This is a genomic window from Neochlamydia sp. AcF65, assembly GCF_018342435.1.
In the GTDB taxonomy this organism is placed as follows: domain Bacteria; phylum Chlamydiota; class Chlamydiia; order Chlamydiales; family Parachlamydiaceae; genus Neochlamydia.
On the sequence record NZ_JAEMUE010000044.1, the window covers coordinates 55146 to 81983 of the forward strand.

The 26838-nt window shown below is 38.7% G+C and carries 19 protein-coding genes; 4 read left to right on the top strand and 15 right to left on the bottom strand.

What is annotated here, in order from left to right:
* Positions 1-48 precede the first annotated feature (48 nt).
* The gene (locus NEOC65_RS05345) at positions 49-1551 is read left to right on the top strand and encodes an NAD(P)H-hydrate dehydratase (RefSeq protein WP_213151531.1); all 1503 of its coding nucleotides are present in this window, start codon (positions 49-51) and stop codon (positions 1549-1551) included.
* 429 nt (positions 1552-1980) lie between these two features.
* Here NEOC65_RS05345 and NEOC65_RS05350 read toward each other — a convergent pair whose 3' ends face one another.
* The 6 genes from NEOC65_RS05350 to htpG all read right to left on the bottom strand — a co-directional run bounded on the left by NEOC65_RS05350 (position 1981) and on the right by htpG (position 10614).
* On the bottom strand, positions 1981-2517 hold the full coding sequence (locus NEOC65_RS05350; protein WP_213151530.1) for a type III secretion system chaperone family protein: 537 nt from the start codon (positions 2515-2517) through the stop codon (positions 1981-1983).
* 21 nt (positions 2518-2538) lie between these two features.
* Complete coding sequence (locus tag NEOC65_RS05355) at positions 2539-4737, bottom strand: hypothetical protein (protein ID WP_213155992.1); 2199 nt, start codon at positions 4735-4737, stop codon at positions 2539-2541.
* 9 nt (positions 4738-4746) lie between these two features.
* Positions 4747-5217, bottom strand: coding sequence for a type III secretion system chaperone (locus NEOC65_RS05360; RefSeq protein WP_213151527.1), 471 nt, complete (start codon positions 5215-5217; stop codon positions 4747-4749).
* A 1256-nt stretch (positions 5218-6473) separates the two neighbouring features.
* Entirely contained in the window at positions 6474-7232 is a 759-nt protein-coding gene (locus NEOC65_RS05365; RefSeq protein WP_213152591.1) for a hypothetical protein, read from the bottom strand.
* A gap of 306 nt (positions 7233-7538) precedes the next feature.
* Entirely contained in the window at positions 7539-8675 is a 1137-nt protein-coding gene (locus NEOC65_RS05370; RefSeq protein WP_213152592.1) for a purple acid phosphatase family protein, read from the bottom strand.
* A gap of 82 nt (positions 8676-8757) precedes the next feature.
* On the bottom strand, positions 8758-10614 hold the full coding sequence (gene htpG, locus NEOC65_RS05375; protein WP_213152593.1) for a molecular chaperone HtpG: 1857 nt from the start codon (positions 10612-10614) through the stop codon (positions 8758-8760).
* A 165-nt stretch (positions 10615-10779) separates the two neighbouring features.
* On the opposite strand from htpG, the gene nqrF reads away from it, so the two are divergent.
* Positions 10780-12111: an NADH:ubiquinone reductase (Na(+)-transporting) subunit F gene (gene nqrF / locus NEOC65_RS05380; protein WP_213155993.1), complete on the top strand. Its 1332-nt coding sequence runs from the start codon at positions 10780-10782 to the stop codon at positions 12109-12111.
* A 17-nt stretch (positions 12112-12128) separates the two neighbouring features.
* Positions 12129-13766, top strand: a complete 1638-nt coding sequence (locus NEOC65_RS05385) for an NAD+ synthase (protein WP_213155994.1) — start codon at positions 12129-12131, stop codon at positions 13764-13766.
* A 40-nt stretch (positions 13767-13806) separates the two neighbouring features.
* Here the strand turns inward: NEOC65_RS05385 and NEOC65_RS05390 are convergent, their stop codons facing one another.
* From NEOC65_RS05390 to NEOC65_RS05410, 4 genes are all read right to left on the bottom strand, one after another.
* Positions 13807-14172, bottom strand: a complete 366-nt coding sequence (locus NEOC65_RS05390) for a hypothetical protein (RefSeq protein WP_213155995.1) — start codon at positions 14170-14172, stop codon at positions 13807-13809.
* Between the two features lie 640 nt (positions 14173-14812).
* Positions 14813-15517, bottom strand: a complete 705-nt coding sequence (locus NEOC65_RS05395; RefSeq protein ID WP_166157831.1) for a DUF4116 domain-containing protein — start codon at positions 15515-15517, stop codon at positions 14813-14815.
* Between the two features lie 948 nt (positions 15518-16465).
* Positions 16466-17869: an asparagine--tRNA ligase gene (gene asnS, locus NEOC65_RS05405; protein WP_213155996.1), complete on the bottom strand. Its 1404-nt coding sequence runs from the start codon at positions 17867-17869 to the stop codon at positions 16466-16468.
* 10 nt (positions 17870-17879) lie between these two features.
* Complete coding sequence (locus NEOC65_RS05410) at positions 17880-18743, bottom strand: deoxyribonuclease IV (protein ID WP_213155997.1); 864 nt, start codon at positions 18741-18743, stop codon at positions 17880-17882.
* A 266-nt stretch (positions 18744-19009) separates the two neighbouring features.
* Here NEOC65_RS05410 and murJ point away from each other — a divergent pair, with 266 nt between their 5' ends.
* A complete protein-coding gene (gene murJ / locus NEOC65_RS05415) occupies positions 19010-20617 on the top strand; it encodes a murein biosynthesis integral membrane protein MurJ (protein WP_213155998.1) in 1608 nt (535 codons plus the stop codon).
* Positions 20618-21236: 619 nt separating this feature from the next.
* Here murJ and rpsD read toward each other — a convergent pair.
* The 5 genes from rpsD to NEOC65_RS05440 form a co-directional block, all read right to left on the bottom strand.
* The gene (rpsD, locus tag NEOC65_RS05420) at positions 21237-21857 is read right to left on the bottom strand and encodes a 30S ribosomal protein S4 (RefSeq protein WP_044881288.1); all 621 of its coding nucleotides are present in this window, start codon (positions 21855-21857) and stop codon (positions 21237-21239) included.
* A gap of 190 nt (positions 21858-22047) precedes the next feature.
* Entirely contained in the window at positions 22048-23088 is a 1041-nt protein-coding gene (locus NEOC65_RS05425) for a hypothetical protein (protein ID WP_213155999.1), read from the bottom strand.
* On the bottom strand, positions 23085-23972 hold the full coding sequence (locus tag NEOC65_RS05430) for a DUF58 domain-containing protein (RefSeq protein ID WP_213156000.1): 888 nt from the start codon (positions 23970-23972) through the stop codon (positions 23085-23087). The genes NEOC65_RS05425 and NEOC65_RS05430 overlap by 4 nt, the downstream gene beginning before the upstream one ends.
* A 15-nt stretch (positions 23973-23987) precedes the next feature.
* Positions 23988-24980, bottom strand: coding sequence for an AAA family ATPase (locus NEOC65_RS05435; RefSeq protein ID WP_213152601.1), 993 nt, complete (start codon positions 24978-24980; stop codon positions 23988-23990).
* Positions 24981-25103: 123 nt separating this feature from the next.
* A complete protein-coding gene (locus NEOC65_RS05440) occupies positions 25104-26780 on the bottom strand; it encodes a sensor histidine kinase (RefSeq protein WP_249299081.1) in 1677 nt (558 codons plus the stop codon).
* Positions 26781-26838: the final 58 nt, after the last annotated feature.

Genomic DNA, 26838 nt, shown 5'->3' on the forward strand with positions numbered 1-26838 from the left:
ATTTTCTCTAATAATGATGCAGGACCGAAAACTTAAGTGAGATAAAGCATGAAAGTCTTTACAGCACAGCAGATGAGGAATTTAGAAGCGCAAGCCTACCAAGATAGCGCTTCGGAAGAATTTTTTATGGAGCAGGCAGGCGCCAGCATTGCTCAAATGGTAGAAGAGTATCTTAACATCCATCAGCTTACTAAATATATTATCTTATTGTGTGCCAAAGGTAACAACTCAGGAGATGCTTACGTAGCAGGATGTTATCTTTTAAAGAAAGGATGTAAAGTATGTGCTTTGCAAGCTATTTCTTTAGAAGGAGGTTCCCCTTTATGTATTAAAAATTATCACCGTTTTAAACAAGCAGGTGGGCAGATAGAAGATCCCTCTTTTTCCTTTCCTAAACAAGGAGTTATCTTAGATGGCTTTTTTGGCACAGGATTTAAAGGAAGCCTACAAGAGCCTTTTGCTAGTATAGTAGGGCGTGCTAATGCCTCTAAATTACCTATCTTAGCCATCGATATTCCCTCAGGACTAAATGGAGACACGGGGATGGCGGAAGGCAAAGCCATTCAAGCAACTAAAACTCTTTTTCTAGGTGCACCTAAAAAGGGTTTCTTTATAAACGAAGGATGGAACTATGTAGGTAACTTGCATTATATAGATTTTGGGATGTCTAAAGAATGTATCGATCATGCTCCTACCGATATGATCATGCTGACTAAAGACATTGTGCAGCCGCTACTTCCTCCTATTAAGAGAGGTTGGCATAAATATGAACGTGGCTATGTAACAGCTATAGCAGGCTCTCCTCACATGCCGGGAGCTGCCTTTCTCTCTGCAAAGGCAGCCTTAACGGCAGGTGCTGGCATTGTACGTTTAATTCATCCTAAAGAAATGGAAGCTGCACTTGCAGCTGCCCCTGTAGAATTAGTGCGGCAAAGCTATTGTTTGCAAAATCTGGAGGCTATCCTTGAGCCTATAAATAAAGCGTCTGCTTCTTACATAGGGCCTGGTATAGGAAAAACAGAAGAAACTTCTTACCTTCTTAAATATATCCTCAAGCATATTAAAAAACCTTGTGTCCTAGATGCAGACGCACTAACTCTGCTATCTGAGAATCAAGCACCTTTACCTAAAGGGCTAGTGTTAACTCCTCATCATGGAGAAATGTTGAAGCTTTTAAGAATAGAGCAAGAGCATCTTACCTCAGGAAAACTACTAGATATCGCTCAATCATTTACTAATGATAAAAATGTTACCTTAGTGCTTAAAGGAGCTCCTACCTTTATTTTGCAGCCAAACTTGCCTATACATATTAATCCAAGAGGTGATGCAGGAATGGCTACTGCAGGAAGTGGAGATGTATTAACGGGGATAATTGCAGCTTTGCTAGCGCAAGGTTTGCCGCCTCCTCAGGCCGCAATCTTAGGAGTGTGGTTGCACGCTATAGCGGGTGAACAGGCAGCTAAAAAGAAAACCTCTTATTGTATGACAGCCTCTGATATAATTACTCACCTTCCCCATGCTTATAAAGATCTATTAAATAAGGCGATTTAACCCTAGCTTAACTCCCTTTCTGCTAACTTCAATCTTCCGATAAAAAACATGCTGCCAAGTAGGCCTTTTGAAAACACTCAAGCTGTGATTATATGCTTTTTAGCAGCTTCCTTTGCAAACATATACTTAATAATAAGCTTTTTAAGGAAAGAGCCAACCTCCTTAAGGCTCATTTATTTTTCAGATTATGCAGGCAAAGTTCTTTAAACAGTAGGATTTCTAGAAGCCCTCTTAGTTATACTAAAAAAAAACCGAGCCTACCCCTTTTAAGCAACTTTTCTATGCAATCATCTACACTTCTCTCTACCAGGAAGAGCGAAAAGAAGAAAGCTAATAACCTTTTTGAATGGGGTTCGTGCCTTTTTCGAGTGAATAAAAAAAGCTAAGATAGGCTCAACTTATTTTTTACAACGACTTACTAGGCAAGGTTTAAGGTTTAACTTGCTGGGCAATCTTAATGATTTCTTCTAATATTTGATTAAAAGTATTTTCTCCTATAGCCACTCTTTCTAAGGTAGAACTAAAGAGCTCTAACGTGAGCATGATTAGGCCAATAATAGAAAAGCAAAGATTTTTATTGAGACTTCTTTCCCCGTAAAGCAGGATATAACGATAATTAAGCTTAAGATTTACTTCATCCATCTCAAATCCCGGAAGTTCAATCAAACGATTTAAATAGCAGATTAAGCTACTTACTTGGGTAGAAGCTTGAGGATGGACGGTGAAAGGAAAAACAGCTTGAAATTGGAGGCGATAAAAGGGATTGTCTGCAGGGCCAAGACCCTGCATCAACTCTTGTTTTGAAGCGGTTATCTCTAAAATTTTTTCCCGTTCCTTATCATCTACGCCTAGAAAGAGAAGGAGACGTGGATAGAGAATTTGATCGGTAGCTTCTATGTAAGAGCAGTCAAATTTTTCGTCCATCAATGCTTGTTGAAATTGCTTTAGAAATTTTTCTTCTATCATTGTGTTTGCTCTTTTAAATAGTTAATTATATTTTTTGGCCTTTAAATTGTTAAGCTGCTGCTTCATTAACGCTAGCAGCTCTGTATCATCCATTTTAAAAAAGTCTTTTAGTTTATCCATCAAAGCATTCTTATCCACTTGATCTGCCGTCTTTTTAAGGGCTTGATAATCTATTCCCATTTTTTCTTTTAGTATCTTTTGAGTTTCTTCGTCAAACTCGAAAGAAGAGTGGGGATCTAAAAATTTTTCCATAATAATTAAAGGCAGATTCATCGCTTTCTTTTCAGCTTGGGTAATTAAGCCATTGGCTATAGCAAAATCTGCACTACCAGCTTCCTTCAAACGATTCTGCAATTGCGTGATTTTTCCTTTTTTTCCTATCCAAGATTCCACCTTCTGGCTTAATCGTTCTTGTTTTTGGCTTTCTTTTTCTAGCATTTTAAGGTGCCTTTCATGCTTTCTATCCAATTCCTCCATCATTTTTTCCAGTTGTGTTTGCTCCCCATGGCTTTCTAGCTCATCGATTTTCTTTTTCGTTTCTTTGTGTAGTTTTTCAAGAGTTTTTCTTAACTCAATAGGATAAGCAGTAGCCTCCAATGTCTTTTGCTGCTCCAATAAACCTGCCAATTGCTCATATCTAGCACTTGTAATCTTTAGCGTACCTATCCGTTCTTCTTGCTTATTTAATTGCCAAGCACGGATTTTAGCAGGAAGCTGAAATAAGCTAAGACGCACCTCAACTCCCTGGAGCACACATTTCAAAAGATGAGGTTTATATCTATAAAAGAAATAGAGCCCTATCCCCATTACTGCTATTCCTAAAACAAAAAAGCCTAAGCCAGGCAGAGCCATACTCGAGGAAGCTAAAGCAATCACGCCGGTAAGGGCTAAAACTTGTAAAGTAATCGCTAGAGTAGTGGAAAGACAGGCAAGGATAAGTTCTATATTTGCGGATACAAGCCTAAAATTAAAAAACTTCTTTTCATTTCTGGCTTTTAATTCTGCTAGCGTTTGCAAGCTATTTCTTGTCATCACGTTGAGAGTATCCTCAGTTTGATCAATATCTTCTATAAAATTTTGGAGTAAGAAAGTTCTAAACGCAGGTTCGGTAATCTTTTTTTCAAAAGTTTCTTTATCTATAATCCCTTGCGCTTCGCACTCCATGCCCTTCTCTTCCAAATTATCTTTAATTTCTTCAAAAGAAAAAGCTTGAAATTTACGTAAAAGTAAACGCTCTTCACGTTTGGCTAAAAGATCTTGCGCTTGTTGAAAACTCCTAGGATCTTTGGTAAGCTCTAGCATCCAAATCTCATGAGTGGATCTAGCTTTTTGAGCTTGCCATACGCCAATCGTTTTCATTATTATATCTAAGAAAGATAGGGTCCAACCCAGGGCCGTTTTTCCAGCAGGGACTGCCAGCTTTAAGGCACTTAAAACCAAGCTAGTACTTTTAGCAGCTATGAAACTCGCTGAAATAGTAAAGTTAATGATTTTATTTTTTAATTCCAGTTTTTGGGCACTAATAAACTCGCGGAGAATCCTAATAGAGTCTTTAAGGTTTTCATCCTGCGGATGATGTTTAAATTCTTTCACTTTCTGTTTTAAGAGTTTTTTTGCCTGCTGATACTGAACGCCTTGTACAATCAAAACAGCGCCTTTTCCAATAATCTCCACGCCCCGCAAAACCGTTCGTATAATTGACACGGGCAAGATAACGTTTCCTACTATTTCTCCTAATTTTGGAGGAATGCTTATAACGGGTGCTATATAGCCATAGGGTTCAAGGGCTAATTTATGCAGTTTATCAGGTGCCCATTGAGTTGCTTTATATGCATTTCCTAAATGCCTTTCTATTTTTTTTCGCTTTTCAGTTTTCTTAATAAAATTATCTAAAGCATAAACATTTTTCTGCTCGGCAAGCGTTGTTATAGGCTCTGCTTCAAGCAATAAGAGGGTTTCTATATTCTCTAATTCTTGTTCGACTTTGGCTATTATTACTGCGGATTCTGCCTTAAAAGGCTCCTCTTCATTTAAAACCTCTACTCGATTGATCACTAGGGCACGGTCAGAAGGTTCTATTCTCTCGATAGAGTTAGAAGATATGATAGAATTATGCTTAGCTGTTCTAGAAACTTGAGGCTCATCTGCCAAAGGAACGGGAGGGGCTGGCAGGGAAGAAGATTTTAAAGCTTGCTGGGAACGTATAAGAGGAGGCTGCATGGTTAATCCTTATGCATAAAAGATTTTCTTACTAGGATGGAAAGTAGGCCGAAACTCTACCGCTGCTTTTTTATCCATATCTTGTGAAATAAAAGCTTTTAGTTTAGTTATCCAATAAAATAAATATTTTATAAATTTATTAAGCCTTTGAATAAATTGAAGATAATTCAACTCATTTTTATCAAAATATTCAAATAAAACTAGAGAGCGTGTTTGTTCTACATACCCTAAGCTTGCTCGTCCTGTTTCTCTGCCAAAAAGATTGCCTTTTAAAGCCATTAAGCTTATCCCCTCTTCTTTTTCTAAGGGAAGGCTGCCTACGCTAGAATAAAGATAAAACCCTTCCTGATCGAGAGATTTTTCAAAGGTGATAAGATAATGACCATTCATTAAAAGCGTGCAAAGTCCTGAGCTATCAAGCTGAAGTCTACCTAATTGTTTAGATCTCCCATATTCAAGCAGCAGATCTTCTAACTCCATACACTTCCTTAATAAAAAGGTTATTAATTTAAACTTTATTATAACAAATAATAATTATTAAATTCAATTAATTAAAATATTAATTAAAAAGCTGTTTACTTATTAAATCTTACATATATATAAGCAATATTGTTTTTTTAATAATTTCTAAGAAATAAAATATTTTTAATTACTCAAATCGTCGTTTGGTAGGCAAATAGAGCTTTGAGCAAATTATAGATTTGCTAAAGGTAATGATAGATGTAGAAATACAGGTGGCAAGCCTCGGAAGAATCCTGAATGCTACTTGCAGAATTTGCCAGCCTTGTTCTCTTGCTAAAGAGATATAGCCCAGATTCCGCAAGTTGTAACGATCCCAAAATATTATTTTTAAGTAATTTTGATAAATTGATTTTAGCCTATCTTACTCACTATTTTTTATGGTTTTCTGAAAACAAGAAAGCAGTAGAGTTTAAATTAAAAAATTAATTTTTCTTAAGGAGTGCACAATCAAGGGATCAAAATTAAAGAGAGGAACGTGAGCCTCCAGCTTTTTTTAGAAAAAACTATTCTTGTTTTTCCATAAGCAAAGAAAGCGAAAGCATGAAAGATGAAAAAGTATTGTAGCAAGGACTTTAATCCCTTTAGGATTGATTCTACACTATGCAATGAAATTGAAATAAAGGAATATGATAAATTAATTAATCCATCATAATCCAAAAGTTATTATGACTACAGGAGGATTAATTAACTATTTAATGAGTAGAAACTTATGTGTTGACTCCACCCTCATTTCAGAAATTATAGGCCAATGGAAATTAACCTGCGGAATGTGGGATATAGCACAAGTATTCGACAAGTAATAAACTCTCATTCAAAGTGAACTTAAGAGCATTTAGAGATTTTCCTGTTTGGCTTTTTCGCCCTCTTTAGATCTTATCTGACCTAGCTATGAACAAAAGGCACTTGCAAGTCGTACATCACAGCTAATACTGTATTCAGCTTATGGAGTCCTCTTCTCAAAAGACTGCAACCTGCTTTGCCAATTTTTTCTTTAAAGGTCCGCAGCTTGATTTCATGCTCATCGGCATTTCAAAAGTCTCAATAATAAACTTTTGAACAACTATTTATGTAATCATATACTTAATAAAAAGCTTGTTTTTATGGTGGAAGCCAGCTTGGAAAAAAGGTTAATTCCTTTTTTGGCTATGCAGATGTAGTTTCTTTAAAGGTATGATCTAAATCCTACTGTAGTGCTTATGCATTAGCTCTGCTGCTCATTTAGTTTTATCAGGAAGCATGGGGGCTGAAATGAAACCAGAAACAAGCAGTGCTCTTGCTTTCTTTGCATAGAAGCTATTTTTCCCTTTCAAAGCAGCATGCGCATTCAATAAGCTTCCTTTGCCTCCTACTTCCTGGCTTGGATTGTAAACACAATCCATAGGGGCTATAGGCTTAAGGCTAAAATTGGAGAGAAAAAACCACCAGATCTTCCACTCATGCAACTGTTTAGCACTGTAGTAATTGACTTGCCGCCTTTTGAAGGTTTTATCCACTTTTACCACCTCGCCAGCTTGTAGATGGATATGCCTTAAAGAAGACTCCTCAAAAAAAGCATCCTTATTGGGGATCAAAAACTCTAAAGTATATTCTCCTGGAGTAACGTCTTCTAGAACCACTATCCGCGATCTATTCTTACGATCTTCTACAAAAGCATTGCCTTTAGGATACATTTTTTGAGAATGGTTGCCATCTTTTAACCAAAACCGAATGCGGTCCAGTCGATCCCCTTCCAGATCGGTTTTATAATCAACAATTAATGTCCCTTTTTTAACGGCTATCGGTTCTGTCCCATGCAAATTAAATAAGCTTGTCCATCCTAGATAAAAGCATAAGAGGGATAACACTGCTCTTAACTTCTTTCGGTAAATTTTTTTTATAATAAAGAATTTATCTATCTTAAAATCCATGCCTTTATCGCTTTGATTAAAGTTTTTTAAAGCTTTACGCCACCCTAAAAAGAAAGAATTTCTCACGCCTCTACCTTTGTATATTAATCGTGCTTTTATGAGGACATTCGTCAATTGAAGCAGGTTTTATTCTTGATTTTGATAGGCCGCAACTCTAATAAATTTTCTCCTTTTCCTACACTTTCATAAATATTTTTACAGTTTTTTTAATAAGAAAATTTACATCGGGGCAGTACTTATGTAAACTATAAGGTGAATTTAAAGATATAGAGGCCGTTTAATCTCTAAAAACCCTTTGCAATTGAAAATCTTGGGTTCTTTTCTTTTTCCAATTGCGCTTATTTTCGTAAAAAGCGAACGAAAAAAAGCAAACTATTTATTAACGCCTTCTTGCACAACATCATCCACTATCATGCCAGCTGGTGTGAAAGCTTGTATACGACGATGGCTACCATCTATTGTCACCAGAATAAAAAACTGGGTAGCAGATGATTTAGCAATATACCAGGCTTGCCGCGGTGTTTTGGGGGTTCTTATATTGGCTACCGACCAGGCACCATCTCCTATATATAAAACTCCTTGCTTTTGAGGTCGTCCTTTGCAGATAGGATGGGTGCGCTTATAGGCATGATCATTATTTTCAAAAGCTACATGAAGGCCATACTGCTCGAATAAAGGGACCCACTGCCGGCGAACTGCTCGGCTAGTTTTATTATAGTAAGATCGATAAGAGGGATAGGCAGGAATATGATAAACTGCAAATTTATGGGGAACCTGCCGGCGTTGCCTTAGAACTTGCTTGAGCCATAGAGTCTGAGCTCCACGAACTGGATACGCATGGCCAGAATCAAGGATGATCAAGCTCATGTAAGAGCTGAAATCCAAAACTTTATAGCTTTTAAGGTTGAGAGTAGGAAAAAGAGCAAAAAAGAATTCTGCCTCCTGCGGTGTCTTACCGTTGCCTCCTCGCACTTCATGGTTACCAATGCAGGGAACAATAGGAATAAGATAGCCTTCAGAAGTTACCATGGTTTGCTTCCAAATGCGTAACCAATCTATCCATTTTTGCGGATCTTCAGGAATAGAACGATCACCCACAGCACTATAGGCTATATCTCCTCCAATCACTACAAACAGTGGATTGGTAGCGGCGGCTGCTCGATTGGTTTTCTCCATCATCTCCATAGAGCCATTATACATATCTCCACCTACTACAAAGCGGATAGGAAGGTTGGATTCTGCTGGCATCGTACGAAACTTGTAAATGTGTTTATCTGCACCTAGGCGAAAATGATAGCTAGTAGATGGCATTAGATCTACTAGCTCCACACGATGAATCAAATAAGGCAGCTGAGCGGGCATAGGTCTATGTTGGCTCTTCTCCCTATGCCATACCTCTTCTCCTTCCCTCTGGTATTCAATGAAATCCTGAGTCTGCGCTTGAGGAGTTATCCAGCAAACATTCATGGTCGACTGGGGATGATGTTGCCAAGTTAAATAAATACTCAAAATCTCCTCATCTGCCCACATTGAACATGGAAATAGAAAAATAAAGCAACAGCTCAAGACCAATAGGAACGTTTGCATATAGCTATTCCTGACCCACTTCCTGAGTCACTTCCTGCGCTAATTTTTCTAAAATATGTACTGTCCTTGAAATAAAGTCCTCTAGTAAAGAAGGATCCATCTCGCGCTGAGACAAAAGCGCCAACTCATAAGCTTCTTTAACTAATGCAGACGCAAGCTCAGAATTTTTAGGTTCTAGCTTGTAAATGGCATTTATTAAAACATTGTTGGTGTTTACTACGAAGGTTTTCTTACCTAAATGCGCGAACTGGGAGGCTCCTTCTTTAGGATTCATAGCTACCATATAATCACGCATACGACGTTGATTTTCATCCTGCAGAATAAAACCTGGTAAGGCATCGCTAGCTAAGCTTTTAGCTTCTACTTCGATTTTGTCATCCTTTAATTTGGCACGAATAAAATCGGCAAGCTTAGCGGCCTCAGTTTTTCCGCTAGCATCTAGAATGGTTTTTTCACGCTCTTTATCAACAATATGCTCAGCCAAAGCAGCATCTACCCGTTGGAAAACAACGGGAGTTAGCTGCCTTTCTAAATGTTGCATTACATAAACATCCACCGGATGATTGGCACATAGAATTCCTATTCCCTGATTTTTATACAAAGCCTGTAGGGAGCTCATATGCTGTTCATCTTTTGTATAATAGATCTTTTCTGCTGTTTTTTCGCGATAGCGATCTAAATATTCCTGGGCGGTAATCCACTCGCCCTCAACAGTTTTCCAGATAAGAAAATCTTTTACGCGCTCATATAGCTTATCGTCTTCTAATATCCCTAGCTTGACTACAATAGAGATATCTTCCCAGCTTGCTACAAAGCGCTCTCTTTCATTGCGATAAAGCGTGGCCAGGCTATCAAATACTTTTTTGGCAATATGTCCTGAGAGCTGGCGGACTGTACGATCAACCTGCAAGTAGCTACGTGAAACGTTTAAAGGAATGTCAGGGCTATCAATGATTCCTCGCAAGGCCATCAGATAGTTAGGAATTACATCTTTGCAATTGTCTGATACAAAAACCCGGCTACAGTATAATTTGACCGTATTTTTTTCATTGTCGTAATCTCTACGCACTTTGGGAAAGTAAAGGATTCCTTTAAGGTGAAAGGGATAATCGGCATTAAGATGCACCCAAAAAAGAGGATCTTCTTCCATAGGGTAAAGATGATGATAAAAATCTAGGTAATCTTTCTGCGTGCAATCAGCGGGATTTTTGATCCATAAAGGTTCTTGGGTATTAATATGGGTGGTGCCTAAATAGACGGGATAAGGTAAAAATGAACAGTAGTGAAGCATCACTTGCTTAAGGCGATAGTCGTCCAAATACTCTTCATTATCTTTATCCACAAAAAGCGTAATCTCTGTACCTCGGGTGGCGCGATTGCCTTTTTCTATCGTATACTCAGAAGAGCCATCACATGACCAAAAAACGGGCTCTGCGCCTTCTTTATAAGAAAGAGTATTGATCTCTACTTTACTTGCTACCATATAAGCTGAGTAAAATCCTAATCCAAAATGACCAATAAATTGATCTTTTTCTTCATTGGTTTTATATTTATGGACAAATTCTTCTGCTCCTGAAAAAGCAATCTGTGCGATATACTTTTGCACCTCTTCGGCATCCATTCCAATGCCATTATCGATAAATTTTATAGTCTTACTATCCTTATCAATTTGAATTTCTACTTTAAAGTCTTCGTCGTTAGCTTGTATCTGTTCTTGTTCACGTAAAACTTTAACTTTTCGAATAGCATCGCAAGCATTAGAAACAAGCTCGCGAACAAAAATATCTTTATCAGAGTAGAGCCATTTTTTGATGATAGGTAAAATATTTTCGCTATGAATTTCAAGATTCTTTTTGATCATGTCTAAATCCCTATGAAATTGTATGATTTAAAAAAGAAAAGCATAAAGAATTTCCTTTTTTAGGGGAAGAGTAGTTCTTTATTCTGCTTGAAGAGAGATGTTTTATTAGTTGCTGTTAAATGAGTATGCAAGCTATACCTAAAAATAGCCAAGCGAGTAAGCCTTATGGATTCATTATTTAACTTCACAATAGCTTCCCTAGGAGGCATCGACATTTTTCTTGTAACCTATGCCATTCTAGCTTTTGTCATAATCGGCACCGGTCTTGCGGGGATCATTTTATTTACCCGTGCTAAATTTGTTAGCAGTGAAGCTTGCACCATTAAAGTTAACGAAGATCCTTCTCTCACTAAAACAGTAGCCGGAGGAAGTACACTTTTATTAGCTTTAAGCTCCAATGGTATTCCGATTCCCTCTCCTTGCGGAGGCAAAGCAACCTGCAAGCAATGCCGGGTGCAAATTTTAGAAGGCGCTAATGAACCTTTAGAGACTGACAAAGGCACTTTTACTAAGAAGCAATTGAAAGAGGGTTGGCGCTTATCATGCCAAGCTAAAGTCAAAAACGATCTGCATCTGCATGTTGAGGCTGATGCACTTGGCGTCAAAGAATGGTCTGCCACGGTGATAAGCAATCAAAATGTGGCCACTTTTATTAAAGAATTAATCGTAGAGCTTCCTGAAGGAGAAGAAGTACCTTATCGCTCAGGAGGATATTTGCAATTTCATGTGCCTCCTTTCAAAGCGAACACAGAGAGCTGGAAAAACACCATGCATCCTCAATACCATGAAGACTGGGAAAAATTTGGGTTATTAGGACATTCTCTTGACTTTAGCTATCTACCTACAGGTTCTGAAGAGGTTATTCGCGCCTATTCTATGGCCTCCTACCCGGCAGAAGGCCGAACTTTACGATTTAATATTCGCATTGCCACTCCCCCTTTTATCGCTGGAAAGCTAGCAGAAAAAACTCCTTGGGGAATCTGCTCTAGCTATACGTTTAATTTAAAAGCAGGGGATAAAATCAAGCTTTCAGGACCTTATGGCGAATCCTTTATGATCCAAGATAACCGTGAACTTATATTTCTTATCGGGGGTGCTGGCTCATCATTTGGACGTAGTCACCTCATGCATTTATTCAAGACAGAACAGACGCACCGTAAGGTAACCCTATGGTATGGAGCGCGCTCTTTAAAAGAAAATATTTATCAAGCTGCCTATGAACAGCTAGAAAAAGAATTTTCCAACTTTCACTATCATTTAGTTCTTTCTGAACCTCTTCCTAGTGATCTTGAAGCTGGTTGGCCCGCTAATGATCCTGTAAAAACAAATTACCTCTTTAAGGCTTTTGAAATAGGCCAGTTAAAGTTTATGGAAGCGCCCGAAGAATGTTTGTTCTATATCTGTGGCCCTCCTTTGCATAATAAAAGTGTTCTTAAGCTTTTAGAGGATTATGGCGTTCCTCGTGAAAGCATTGTTCTCGATGATTTTGGAAGCTAACACCCTATTCTATTAAAATGAAAATACTTGCTGCGCAAATCAATCCTACCATCGGTGCTTTAAAAGAAAATACTGACAAAATTTTGCAGGCTATAGCCCATGGTAAAAGGATAGCGGCAGATCTTATCTTATTCCCTGAATTGACGCTAACTGGTTATCCACCTCAAGATTTGCTTTTACTCCCACATTTCATGGAACAAGTTTTGTTGCAGCTGGACAAAATCCGTAAAGCTTGTATAGACATTATCGCCATCGTAGGTCTTCCCCGACCTAATCCTGATCGTAGAGAAAAGCGCTTGTTTAATAGCGCAGCAATTATTCAAAATCAGGAAATTGTCGGATTTCAAGATAAATTTCTTCTACCCACCTACGATGTTTTTGATGAAAGACGCTATTTTGAACCTGCAACAAGCATAAAAATATGGAATTTAAAGGGTAAAAGGGTTGGCATTACTGTATGCGAAGATATTTGGCAGCATAGCGCTCTTGTTGCAGAAACTTCTTATCATAGGAATCCTATTGAAGAGCTCCTTCCTTTAAAGCCGGAACTTTTGCTCAATCTCTCTGCCTCCCCTTTTAGCCTCTCCAAATTTGCTAATCGCATGAAAGTCTGTTCTGAAGCGGCTAAAGCATTACGTTGCCCCCTTATTTTCTGTAATCAAGTAGGAGCCAATGATAGCTTAATTTTTGATGGCTACAGCCAACACCTAAATGCTAAGGGAGAACTCGTACATCTCGCCAAAGGGTTTGAAGAAGATTGGCTGCTAATAGATCTAAACGCTTCATCTCCCCCTGTTTATCCTAACAAAATAGCTACTGAAGAGCTTTATAGAGCTCTTATCCTAGGAGTAAAAGATTATTTTCACAAATCAGGCTTTCAGAAAGCATGCCTAGGACTATCCGGTGGTATTGATTCGGCTGTAGTGGCTTGTATTGCTGCAAAGGCATTGGGCGCTAAAAATGTGATGGGAGTCAGCATGCCCTCCCGTTATTCCTCTCCTGGCAGCAAAGATGATGCCCAAGCATTAGCACAGAACTTAGGCATCACTTATCGGCAAATCTGCATTGAAAAACCTTTTCAAAGCTATTTGGAATTATTAGAGCCCCAATTTAGAGCACTACCGATCGATCATACGGAAGAAAATTTACAAGCACGGATACGGGGGATGCTTCTCATGGCTCTTTCCAATAAACTTGGGTTTATGGTTTTGAACACAGGAAATAAAAGTGAACTGGCAATGGGCTATTCCACTCTTTATGGGGATATGTGTGGAGCTTTAGCAGTCCTTGGCGATGTCTTAAAAAGGGATGTGTATGCTCTAGCTCACTGGATTAATCGCCACCAGATTATCATTCCGCAAAGCACGCTTGATAAGCCCCCTTCTGCGGAGCTAAAGCCTAACCAGACCGATCAAGACTCCCTTCCTCCTTATGAAACAATCGATCATATTTTACAAGCTTACGTAGAAGAGGGCCAGTCCTCTGAAAGTATTGCTAAAAATTTTGATTATCCTTTGAAATTAATAGAAGAGCTTATCCGAAAAATTCACCAAAACGAATACAAGCGTCGTCAGTCACCTCCTGCCTTACGTGTTTCTGAGAAGGCCTTCTTAACAGGCCGCTGTTTTCCTATTGTAGAGCGTTGGATAAGCTAAGCTTTTGCTGCCTTAAAAAGCTCAATGTACCTGTTGCTTCTTAATTAAGAATATCTTCTATTCTCATTTTCTTAATGGTTCTATTTAAACATAAAGGGCATAAACGCTCTTCCTGATACTGTTGCAATATATCAACAGCTTTTTTGCAAATCGTGCAAACCTCTGTAGGTGATAAGCTGCTTACAGGGACTAGTTTTTTCTTACGAATTGCAATGCGAGCTTTTAAACGATCGATTAATTCAACATTTCTTGTAGATGGAGAGCTAACTTCTTTGCTATAAGCTTTTGTTTCTAAGGGAGGGGGATTTTTCCTTAAATGAGATAACGCTGTGGATAAAAAAAACATACTATCTTGAGATTCAAGAATATGCTTGATTAGGGGTGCATTGTGGTAGATATAATTCATAAGTTTTTCATAAAAAAATTATATCTTAGATTATGTCTAAACTTTTTTTTCCCGCAACATAAATTCCCTGCATAAAAAATGCAGCGTTTCATAAACAATATTTAATTAGTAAAATATTTTAACGCCAGAGCAAAATTAATGAGAAACATAAATCTTGGCGTAAATCTTCCCAGCTTTGCATAAACAGCTACCATGCTGGTTATAAATACATTAAATTCAGCTTAACTCTACAGGGGTGGCTGCCTGCATATGCTTAGGGGTATTTGTATTTGATAATAATAGTAACGGCCTTTCGCTTGAGGCTTTTACCGCCAGTAAGGTCTATTTTTGCCAACATTTCTAAAATGGCTTAATGGAGATATTCGTGCATCTATTATTAGAGGTCTAGCTTCTTGCAAAGCATACCTCCTTAAATAAATCCTCTCTTTAAAAATTCTGCCTCATCGATAGTTTAGTATACCATCTTCTTTATCTTTCGATGTTTCCATTTGTAAGCTGTTTCTTAGTGCATCGGCTTGCCTAAAAAGCTATAAGCCTATTAAATGCTGAAAAATGTAGAAGGGTGTTAAGTGCTGCGCTGATATAACCAAACATCCCACTTTTTTGCTGAAAAGTGACACGAAGTAATTCCTTAGCGCTTTTAAGCCTGTTGATAAAGCCTATAAGTACCCAGCCATTTTCGATTATCAGCGGCAAGCACGACTTCCCTAGCGTTGCGGAGCTGTTTGCTAGCATACTTAAGCGCCAAGTGACTACGCTGGACAGCGGCAAGCACGACTTCCTTGTCGTTTCGAAGCTGTTTGCTAGCATACTTAAGCGCCGAACCGTTTTCCTGAATAGCGGCAAGCACGGTTTCATTGTCGTTTCGAAGCTGTTTGCTAGCATACTTAAGCGCCGTACCGTTTTCCTGAATAGCGGCAAGCACGACTTTCTTATCGTTTTGAAGCTGTTTGCTAGCATACTTAAGTGCTAAACCGTTTTCCTGAACAGCAGCAAGAACGACATCTCTATCGCTTTTAAGCGTGTCACTACCATCCTTAAGAGCTAAGCCATTCTTTTGAACATTAGCTAACAAAGCTTTCTTTTCCTTATTGCGTACTACATCATAAATGCCTACAAGTATATTTCCTAGCACAGGAACTAACAAAATTAAGCACCGTCTAAAGCTTTTTTGATCAAGGTGAGTGTAATAGACGTTTTTGGATATATTCTCTTTTTGCTTAAAAGGTAAAACAACAACTTTTTGAAAGATATCGACTAAATTAGTCACCGTGCTGACGATAGGTATGTAGTCAGCGCCTCGATCAATAGATAAGCAAGCTCTAGATAAAGAATTTATTAGCATGAACCCTCTATTGTTGGTTAATTTTTTAATACCTCTATCATACAAAAATCTTCTTAAAAAGAAAACAATAACACCTTTTTGTAGAGATATCATCAAGTAGTTCTATAAATTAATATAATTTAATAGTTACTCAAGGGGGGCAATAGCATACATACCCTTTACTGTCTTAGCATACATACCCTTTACTGTCTTTAGGAATAAAGGTAAAAGACACTGACTTAATGCTTTAGCAACCACTAAGATCACTTGGGGCACTAGTTCTAACAAAGCTTACTAGACGTTTGTACATAAATTTATCTTCTTGTAAAGGCTATGCAATTAAATTAAATGCCGTGCTGGTAGAAATTTCTCTCCGTTAATTTCTTGTCAAAGCTCTTTAGCATTCCTTAACAGATCGGGGTATCACAAGCAACAGGCAGCCTTGAAAGCTAGCAGAGCAATCAGCAACAAAAAAATTCTTAGAAAAGCCCTTAAAGGCAAATGATAAATAGCTTTGATCATCAACACGCCTAGGATGGATTCAGCGGAGAAAATTCTTGAGCCCCCCTTCTTGCCCATGTTTTCCTTCATCCTTTGATGGCTTTATCCTTAGAATCATAAAGCTAGGCTTTCTCTCAACACCAAAGCTTGGTTATAAGCGGGCTAATTACGTAGGCGGTAAGTGAATTTTTTTCCCTAGCTTGCCCATATTTTTGTTTAAGTAGATTAAATTTTATAGTTTTTAAATGTGAAAGAACCCTCTTATCGCCTACTCTCCTATTACTTACAACACAACCCGGGTCAGATTGAGCAGAGCATTTTATTTTTTGATTGCATAATCATTAATGATAAACATAAGAACCTTTCTGAAAAAAGAAAAAGCTAAAAGCTTTATACACCACTATTCTAAAGTTAGAGCTGTTTACAAATTTTTTTATTTCAAAGGTTTGTAAACAGCTTTAGAAAACTTTAAAATTCAGCTTTACCAGGGTAACGAGGAAAAGGAATAACATCCCGTATATTATCCATGCCAGAGACAAACTGAATGAGACGCTCAAATCCTACGCCATACCCGGCATGGGGGACAGTACCATATTTACGTAGCTCAAGATACCACCAATAATCATCGGGCGATAAGCCACCTGCTTTAAGCTTGTGTTCTAGCACATCTAAACGCTCTTCTCTTTGGCTACCACCTATGATTTCCCCTATTTTAGGTACAAGAACATCCATAGCTGCCACTGTCTTATTATCGCTATTATCACGCATATAGAAAGCTTTAATCTGCTTAGGATAATCCGTGAGTATAACAGGCTTGGCGAAAAATTCTTCTGCCAAATAACGCTCATGCTCGGATTGCAAATCTAGACCCCATTTCACAGGATACTCAAAATTTTTGCCTGATTTCTCAAGGATGCGTACTGCATAGGAATAGGTGGCCCGTTCAAAAGGGGTATTAATGACATGCTGCATACGTTCAATTAATCCCGTAGAAACATGCTTGTCAAAAAACTCCATATCCTCTGCGCAATTATCTAAAGCATACTTAAGAACGAATTTAAGATACTCTTCTGCATTATCCATGTTGTCATTAATGTCGGCAAAAGCCATTTCTGGCTCAATCATCCAAAACTCTGCTAAATGACGGGAGGTATTAGAATTTTCAGCGCGAAAAGTGGGTCCAAAGGTATAAACATCCGATAAAGCGCAGGCGTAAATTTCGCCATTGAGCTGGCCAGAAACAGTGAGATAAGCAGGCTTACCAAAAAAGTCTTGGGAGTAGTCGATCTGCCCATTAGGAAGACGCGGATGAGCACTAGGCTCCATTGTTGTAACCCGAAACATTTTTCCCGCCCCCTCGCAATCAGAGGCGGTAATGATGGGTGTATGTAAATATAAAAAGCCTTTTTGCTGATAAAAAAGGTGGGTAGCAAAGGCTAAGCTATTTCTTAAGCGAGTGATAGCACCTAAAGTATTCGTGCGAGGACGAAGATGGGCAATCGATCGCAAAAATTCAAACGAATGGCGTTTTTTTTGTAAAGGGTAGGTTTCTGGATCGCATGCACCAATGATAGTTAAAGACTTAGCTTGCATTTCCCAGGCTTGATCTTTACCAGGATTTTCTACAATCTTGCCAGTTACAGCCACCGATACACCGGTAGATAGATGACCAAGAATCTTCTCATAGTCAGGTAAATCTGGATTCAAAATAACTTGAAAGTTTGAGAAGGTGGATCCATCGTTAACTTCAACGAAGGAAAAAGTTTTTTGATTGCGAACCGTTCGCACCCAACCTTTAATCGTCACCTCTTGTCCTAATAATGAAGGAACTCCAGAAGCCGGGTATTTGAGTTGTCTAATTTTTATGCGCATAATAATAGCCTCATGATTTTACAAAGTCTCGTAGCATTTGAATTTCAGTCTTCCATATAAGGGGGTCTTTGGGAGTTTCAAGGTATTTAGGCATCGCTTGAGTTGGAGGATGATTCATTAAAAATTTAAAGCAATCTATGCCAATCAGTCCCTTACCCAGATATTGATGCCGATCTACACGGGAGCCTAAACCTTTAAGTGAATCGTTAAGGTGAAAGGCATATAGATGTTTAAAACCCACCAATTGATCAAATTTTTTAAACGTTTCCTCACAAGCTAAAGCCGAACTCAAATCATAACCGGCAGCAAAAAGGTGGCAAGTATCTAGGCAGACACCTATAGGCAGGCGATTTTCTACTTTGTCTATAATATAGGCTAGCTCCTCAAAACGCCAGCCAACTGCCGACCCTTGCCCTGCAGTATTTTCTAAAAGTAAGCGAGTATCCCCCCCTTGGAGAAGAGGCTCATAAGTTAACAAGCTTTCCACAATTCTGTCTAAGCATTCTTGAGGGTCTCTATCAATCGCGGCACCGGGATGAAAATTTAAAAAAGAAATACTTAGCTTTAAACAACGCTCGATCTCAAGGCCAAAAGCTTCACGACTTTTTCTCAAATTTTCTGGATCCGGTGCCCCCAGGTTAATCATATAGCTAGCATGGCTCATAATTTTTTGCAAATGAGTTTCTTTAAGTGCCGCATACCAAGCATCGATCACCTCTGGCATTAAAGGTTTTGCATTCCATTGTCTTTGATTACTGGTAAAGAGCTGAATAGTAGTCGCTCCTATCTCTTGTCCCTCATATAAAGCATTCTGTACTCCCCCAGCTGCCGAAGTATGAGCTCCTATGAGAAGATTTTCAGCTTTTGTTGTCATCGACTCTCCCCTTCTTTCCAATTTTATAAGCACGCCATCATAGCAGCCCAGCTGGTTGTTGACAAGAAAAGTAGCAGCAACTGTAGGTTCTAAATTTAAAGAAAAGCTAGCTTGCTGTTTAAAATAGCTTGAGCTATTTTAACCCTATGAAAAAGAGCTCTAATTAAGAAACGCGCTTCTTTATGCATGCGTAACCCTCAATCTACCCTTGCTTTCTTTTGTTTATTTATCAATGATATTTTTCTTTAACCCAAACGAATAGGGCCATGACAGATTCTACCCATAGCATTATCCGTTCAGCAAAGCGTTTTTTTAGCGGAACGATGCTAAGCCGTATGACGGGTATGGTAAGAGATATAACTATGGCTTCTGCTTTTGGCACGCAACCATCCATAGCAGCTTTTTTAGTCGCTTTCCGCTTATCTCATCTGCTGCGTCGGCTTTTAGGCGAAGGAGCTTTGCAAAGTGCTTTTATTCCCCAATTTGAAAAACTACGCCATCAAGACCCTCAAAGAGCGGCTGCTTTTTTTCGCAGTTTAACGTTAGCTTTAAGTATCCTTCTCTCTATCCTTGTGATTCTAACCATGGTCCTGCTTTGGGGCGTTCTTATGTGGGCCAACCTGGAGGAAGGAAATGCTGAAATTGCTCAGCTAACCCTATTAATGATGCCAAGTCTCATTTTCATTTGCCTGTATGGTATGAATGCTTCCTTGTTACAGTGTGAGAAAAGCTTTTTTACGGCAAGTGTAGCGCCTGCAGCTTTTAATCTTTTATGGATTGTAGGGATTTTATGTCTAAAAAACCTACCTTCTAAAGAAGCTATGCGTTGGTTAACTCTCTTTGTGAATCTAGCCTGTCTAGCTCAATGGGCTGTTACGCTGCATCAGACTAAGCACTGCTTAAAAGCTCTAGGAAGAAATTTTGCAAGTCCCTTTAAAAATATTTTTTCCCAGGATATACTTTCCTTATTAAGTCCTTTAAGTCTGGGAATCATTGGTGTAGGCGCTGCGCAAATCAATAATGCTTTAGATGCTGTTTTTGCACGCTATGCAGATGCTGCAGGACCTGCTTACCTATGGTATGCTATGCGCCTTCAACAGCTTCCTCTAGCTCTATTTAGCCTAGCTATCGCGGCAGCTACCCTACCTCCTCTTGCTCGAGCCATTAAAAATGGCGATAAACAGCTGTTTAACAAATTTTTAGACTTTTCCCTACGCAAAAGTGTAGCGTTAATGCTACCCATTAGCACAGCTATTTTTGCCTTAGGCACGAGCAGCATTACCCTCATCTATGGACATGGAGGCTTTAATCAGCTAGCCGTTGCTAATACGGCTCTATGCTTAGGGGCTTATGGATTAGGCTTATTTCCTATGTCGCTCGTGCTTATTTTAGTCCCTGCTTTCTATGCGCAGGATAACTATAAAATCCCTACGCAAATCTCTATAGCTTCTATTTTGTTAAATTTGATACTCAATCTTTTGCTTGTTTTTGTTTTTGAAAGGGGTGCTGCTAGCGTAGCTTTAGCAACAAGCATTAGTGCATGGATGAATATGTTTCTGCTGCTATACAAGCTAGAAGAAAAAAGTGGTTATGTTTTCTCCCCTAAGCTAAAAACAAGTATTTGGAAAATCAGCTGCGTAAGCTTACTTGCCATGCTTGCAAGTTTGACTTTTTCTCATTATTGGTTAGCTGAAAGTTCATGGATGCTAGGAAAAGTAAGTGTATTCTTACAAACTAGAAGCTCGCTACAGCAGCTTAGTCTATTCGCTCTACAAGCGCTCACTTTCTTGTTCAGTCTGGTGGGAGCAAGCTACCTTTTGCAAGTTGACGATATTTTAAAGATCCATCGAAGCGAAAGTCCTCTTAATTCTTGATTACATTTTATGCAAAAATAAGACAGCTATAAGATAAAAAGGATGTCTTTAAAGGATAATCAACTAACAACCCTTCCTACTAAGATAGCTTTAAATGATCCAAAATATAGGCTGTGGAAGTTTTCCAGACTGCCCCTTAAATTTCTGTTCTTCGCCTCTCTTGTAGGCAATAGGCAGATGAAGCACATGCCTCATAAAAATTTTGACAAGTTATAATTGTTTTAATCACGGCTCTCCTTTATTATCCTAGGCATTCTCATTTATAATAATTACTTGGCAAATTTATATTTAAAAAAAGCATGAATTGCAACTGATTGAAAGATAAACAATAAATAAAGAATATTGCTTTTTTATCAATTTAATAATGCACCTACCATGTTTGTAAGAAAGCAATTATTACCTTCCCATTAGCTTAGGCTATCTAAAAATTGGGAGGGATTAAATGGAAGGCGTGTTACATGTTTTTGCTGAAAAGAGCATCAAAAAGTTTAGCTTAAGAATAAAGAATAGATCCCGAAGCTTGGAAGCAAAAAGGTTTGCTAGAACAAAAAGAAATAATAAAAAAGCCCTAGCCTAAGACAACTTAAACCAGGGCTTATTACTCTATATTCCAACTCTTTTAGGTAGAATGCGCTAAAAAGTCACAGATTTCATGCAATTTGATTTCAATGGGCCAAGGCATCTGCTCGGGTGTAGGCATCGCTAGCAGCTGTCCACCAAAGTTTTCTTTATCAAAAGAAAGATAATCAGGGACAGAGCGAGAAGGATTATCTAAAGACTGTTGAATCGCTTTCATGGACCGAGACTTTTCTCTTACAGTAATCACCATACCAGGTCGTACTTGGAAAGAGCGACGGTCAACTTTTTTGCCATCCACGAGAATATGACCATGAGAGACAAGCTGATGGGCAGCGAAAATAGTGGAAGCAAGTTTAAGGCGATAAACAATCGTATCCAAGCGACACTCTAGCAGTTCTGCAAAGTGCTGGGCAGTGTTACCAGCCATGTTAAAAGCATGCTTGTAATAAGCAACGAGCTGCTTTTCACTAAGCATACCGTAGATAGCTTTAAGTTTTTGCTTCTCTTCGAGTTGTAAGCCATAATCTGATTTTTTACGGCGGCGCGCTCCGTGCATACCAGGGGGATTGGGTTTATGCAGCAAAGGGTTGCGTGTGCGGCCGAAAATATTTGCACCGAAACGTCGGGCAACGCGGTTTTTATTACCTGTGTAACGAGCCATTGGTTCTCCTAAAACGATTTGCAGGTACGATTATCCTTATGATAAATCGCAAGTCGAAATTATTACACATTCCTTGACTTTTCTGCAAACATTCTCTGATTTTAAGCTTCTTTGAATGCTTTTTTCTTTTGCTATTTATAGCATAATTTATAAAGATAGCCCTAGGGGAGGAGATTTTAAATAAAAAAAATTAAAGAGCATCATCTTGGATAAATTGGATAGCTAATTTATAGGCAGTCTCACATTCTTCGATGTTAGGATGGTAACGCTCGAATTTGACTCTATCAGCCTGCTGAAGAAAGAGTGCCAGCTGCTGACGAAAGGAGCTGGAAAAAGACCGACTTTGGGCCATCTCTGCTAAAAATTCGGGAGTTGTGCGCGTGGCTGCGGGAATATGATATTTTTTTTGAATATAAGCTCTTAAAGTATCAGTTAAATGCACATAAAAATTGTCAAAAAGCCCTTTAGCGGGTAATTGTCTACTTCGCAGCTGCCTAAGTTCTGCTAAAGCTAATTTCTTTGCAATCTTTGCTAATTGTTTAGATGTTAAAGGCTTTTTAATAGAAAAAGATTCTAGGAAAAAGCAAAGATAGAAGCTGATGAGGACAAAGCATCCTATTTGTATCCATGGTAGCTGCTTCTCATGCATTTGCTTTACATTCCTTTCGACCTCTTGCTTTTGCAAGGAAGGATTATTCCATAAAAGCTTTTGATTTTCCTCACTTAGTTCCATAGGAAGTTTCTTTTCAAAAGTCAGCAAAGATGCAAAATCTTCGGGGTTTTGGGAAGCTATTTCTGGGGCGGTGACCTTAATAAGATAAAGCTCGCTTACAATCTTTTTTAAAGGAGCCTTCTTTTTTTCTGCTATAAAATCGATAGCGTAAAAAGTAAGGAATAGCTCTCCCAAGCGTAGCGGCTGTAATACAAACACAATTCCTTGAGAAAATATTCCTTTAGCATGTTCTTGAGGATTTTCTGTTTTCATCTCCACGAGAGCAAAAGGATGCTCATAAAAGCTGCTGCTTCTAAGAAGATTCTGCTGCAGTTTTTTTAAATCGAGCTGATATCCAGCCGGAAAAGTTAATTCTAGATTGACTGTAAGAAAATCATTAATAGAAAGGGTTGAAGCCGAAGGCGTGATCACTACCTTAAATCCGCTTTCGTCAGCTCTGCCTTGAACAAAGGGAGAGAAAAGGCTTAGCAGCACCCACAAAAAAAACCAGCCGTTCATCGCCTTTTCCTCGCGCGCATTCTAAAAAATTTACGTAAAAGAGATGCATAAGGTTGATCGGTATATAGTTCTACTAAACCTACACCGTTTTTTATTAACAGAGCACGATAAGATTCTACTCGAGCCTTAGCCTGATAAGCAAATTGTTTCTGGAAAAGTTTACTAGAGCTATCTACTGTAAAGCTAGTGCCTGTTTCTAAATCAGTTAAGTGGATTAATCCAAAAGAAGGGAAAGAAATTTCATAAGCATCTATTAGAGCTAGAGCAATTAAGTCGTGCCGCCTAGCTGCTAGAGCCAACTCATGGGCATAAGGCTTAGGACATATAAAGTCGGTGAGCAAAAAGCAGACAGCTGGCCGCCTTTGAATCTTCCCTAAATAGGCCAGGGCAGCAGCCAAATCAGTTCCATGTTCTTTAGGTTTGAAAGCTAAAATTTCACGGATTAGGCGTAAAACATGCCGCGTTCCCTTAGCGGGAGGCAGATATCTCTCTACTCCATTGGAGAAAAGAATAAGCCCTATTTTATCATTATTTTTAATAGCTGAGAAGGCTAGCAAAGCACTAATTTCTGCGATTAAATCATTTTTAAAAGAAGAAGTGCTACCATAGCGCGTAGAAGCCGATATATCCACCAAGAGCATGACAGTCAGCTCTCGCTCTTCGCGAAAGCTTTTAACAAAAGGACAATTCATGCGGGCGGTAACATTCCAATCGATCGAACGAACATCATCCTCTGCCTGATACTCGCGCACTTCTTCAAATTCCATACCTTGCCCTTTGAAAGCCGAGCGATAGGCTCCTGCCAGCAGATCATTAGCTAGCTGAGTCGTTTGGATTTGAAGACGATGAATTTTCTTATAAAGAGCTACGTTAAACTTAACCATGGGCTACTAACAAGCTTAAGGTACAGGAACAGTTTTTAGAATGCGCTCAATCATTTCATCAGTGGACACATCCTCGGCTTCTGCCTCATAAGAACGGCGTAAACGGTGTCGTAAGACTGCAGGGGCAATTTTTTTAATATCCTGAGGCACCACATAAGCGCGGCCTTCAAGGAAAGCATTAGCCTTGCAAGCAATGCAAAGAGCAATACTTGCCCGTGGCGAAGCGCCGTTGAGCAATAAAGATTGAAGATCAAGACCATATTGGCTAGGGTAGCGGGTAGCAAAAATTAGATCTAAGATATAGTTGGTAATCTTATCATCCATATAAACTTCATTAATTATTTTACGAGCGTTAAGAATTTCTTCTATCGTTAATATGGGCTTAACTTTTATGGAAGAACCTAAATTCGCCATGCGTTTTAAAATTTCTTTTTCCTCTTCTTTGGAGGGATAATCCATGGTAACTTTTAACATAAATCTATCCGTTTGCGCTTCAGGTAAAGGATAAGTCCCTTCTTGTTCAATAGGATTTTCTGTAGCCAGCACCAGATAAGGCTCTGGCAAATGAAAAGTTTGACCGTTAAGAGTGATTTGACGCTCTTGCATCACCTCTAAAAGAGCCGATTGCACTTTTGCTGGCGCACGGTTAATCTCATCTGCCAATAAGATATGCGTAAAGGCTGGGCCTTTGCTAACGGAGAAAGATTCTTCCTTAAAGTTGTAGATTGAAGTACCCACTAAATCGGCAGGTAAAAGGTCTGGGGTAAATTGTATGCGTTTATATTCACAATTAACTACTTTCGCTAAAGTAGTGACAGCTAAAGTCTTTGCTAAGCCAGGCAGGCCTTCTAAGAGCACGTGGCCATTAGCTAAAAGAGCTATCAGCAAGTAGTTAACCATTTCGTGTTGCCCCACGATAGCTTTGCCCATCTCTTGGCGGGCAAGCATAAACTTTTCATTAGCTTTACCTATAGTAGCGGCTAAAGCTGAAATATCTGTCAACAGCATTGTTTGTCTTTTGTTAAAAGTGTTGTTAATACATATAAGGGATTGTAAAAAAAGGGTAAAGAGAGAAGGTCGTTAACAGATATAAATTCGCTTTAATAAAATACCAAAACAGGTTTGTTTTAACTACCCATGCTTTAAAGAGGATAGTAGGTGCCGATTAATAGGCAACTTAACGGTAAAAACCGTTCCTACGCCGATTTCTGACTGAACAGCAATATGGCCAAAATGCTTTTCTACAATGGTTTCTACGATAGATAACCCTAAGCCAGAGCCTCCCATTTTTCTAGAATGAGCCTTATCCACTGTATAAAAACGTTGAAAGATATGTTCCAGATCGGTAGCAGGAATCCCGATGCCCTTATCGGCAACTTTTACTATAATTTTGTCTTCCTCGGCTTGAAGATAAATGGTGATTTGGGGAGGGGCAACCGAATATTTAGCAGCATTATCGATAAGATTAATAAAGGCATGTTCTAATAGATGAGGATCTGCTTCAAGAGTCATCTCTTGATCACTAGGCCTTTCAATCATAATTTGAGCATGGCGATGCACCTCTTTAACCGATTCGCAGCAATTTTTAATAATTTCATGCACATCACACTGAATGAGACGCGATTCGGGTAAATTTTCCACATCTGTCAAGGTTAAAAGATCTTTAATAAGATTATTCATTCTTAAACAGTTGCTTACAATCTTGGAGGTGACTTCTTTAAAAGTTTCGGGTGGCAAACCGGGATTATCATGTAAAGTTTCAGCAAAACCCCGAATAATGGTAATAGGGGTCTTTAACTCATGAGAAGCGTTAGCAATAAAGTCTTTACGCATATCTAAAAGTTTGTAGTGGGCAGTCATATCCTGAAGTACGACAATAGCGCCACTATTCTCCTTTTTAGGAGCAGCTACTAGATCTAAATATAATCGTTGGGAAGCATGCTTAATTTGCACAGCATCTGTGAGCACTTTATTTTGAGCTTGGCAATTGAGCAAAAGAGCTTGGAATGTTTGAGCATGTTGAATTTCATCAGAAAGATCGCTAAAAGACCTACCTACTAGGCGATTATTTTCTAACAATTTACAAGCCATATTATTTGCATAAGTGATCACCCTATGGACATCGACTGCTATCACCCCCTCTCCTAACGATTCAAGAATAGCCTCTTTTTCATTTCGCTCCTGTATAAGATTAGCGATATGGCTTTGAACCCTTATGGAAAGAGAGTTTAAAGTGCCGGCCAACTTGATAAACTCATCTGTTTTGCTAAGGCTATTTAATTCAATTAAAGGCACCACATGGGTTTCTCCCTGCTGGTAAGGATTGATTGCTTTGATAATTTGGTGAATAGGACTGGTTAAATGATTAATAATAAACCAGGTCATCAAGCTAAAAAGCATAAGAATGGCTGCAGCCAAAGCAATTACGCCTCTTTCAAAATCATGCGTTAGCTCCGTCACATACTTATAAGGAAAAGCTGTACGTAAGACATATGGCTTACCATGGAAATCAAAAGTAATCGCTAGATAGGCAAATTTTTGCCCTAATAGCTCCGAATAATCCTCATGATATCCACGCCCGATTCTAAAAGCCTCTAAAACTTCAGGATGTTCCACAATATATTCTTGGTTAAAGCGCAGGCCTAAAATTCTTTTGGTATGAGAATCATACAAGACCTTGCGCTCATTATTGACGACACTAATACGAAAAAAAAATAAAGCTTTTTGCTCTTTTAAACGGCGTATTAAAGCTTCATCATTAGGAGCTGTCTGAATTTTTTCAATTAAAGCTTGAGAGCTATCATACATAGCCTGGGTAGCAATCTTCTGAACTGTACGGGTAGCAAAAGGATATAAACCCGCAAGA